The sequence below is a fragment of the Helicobacter sp. 11S02629-2 genome (assembly GCF_002272875.1).
Lineage (GTDB): Bacteria > Campylobacterota > Campylobacteria > Campylobacterales > Helicobacteraceae > Helicobacter_I.
Genome location: NZ_MLAN01000050.1, coordinates 1 through 734, shown reverse-complemented (window position 1 = coordinate 734; position 734 = coordinate 1). Strand labels below are relative to the sequence as shown.

Sequence of the window (734 nt, the reverse complement as noted above, 5' to 3'; positions counted from 1 at the left end):
GGCTTTAAAAGGTATATTTTAGGGCTAAAAAGTGACTTAAAGCCCTAAACTAGGCTATATGAAGCACACATAAAAGGCTTTTTTATATACTTTTTTGCAAATAGTAAAAAAATACGCCAAAAGACTTGACAAATATATGTATTAAGTATAAAATACATCTATAAATATACTAATTAAGTGTATTTATAATAAAACAACAGAAGAAAAGACGGCAGACTTATGATTTACCTAAACGATTACGACAGAAAAGTAAATCTAGGCATAGCAGAAAGAGTTTATACAAGCAAACTTACTAAGGGAGAGAAAAACCTACTTGAGAGATTCTACGAAGCACTAAATACACTAAAACCTGCCATAGACAACTTTAAAGAGCTAGAACCCCACACAGAAGACAAGCAAGAGCTAGATTGTGGCACACTTTACATCACTGACATCGCAACAGTTGCAGGCAACAAAGTGGGAGCAGATGGGGCATATCTAGCTTATGATGACAAGCTTTTTAGTTTAGAATTTTTGCGAGAAGTTGATGATGATGACAGAAAAACTGACGAAGAAAGAGCAAAAGAGGAAGAGGATGAATAATAAAAGTTGCCCATTGACACTATCGTGCGAAATGATAGTGGCAAGCAGGCTGCCACCTAAAAGGTGTGTGTACAAGCTTTTGCAAGCTTTTATTACAAGAGAGACTTCTCAAAAAGGTATTTGTAGAGGTTTTGTCTCTCTTATAACATTAA

At 34.9% G+C, this 734-nt stretch carries 1 protein-coding gene; it reads left to right on the top strand.

Annotated elements, in window-relative coordinates:
* Positions 1–219: 219 nt before the first annotated feature.
* Positions 220–582, top strand: coding sequence for a hypothetical protein (locus BKH40_RS08615; protein WP_095278606.1), 363 nt, complete (start codon positions 220–222; stop codon positions 580–582).
* Positions 583–734: the final 152 nt, after the last annotated feature.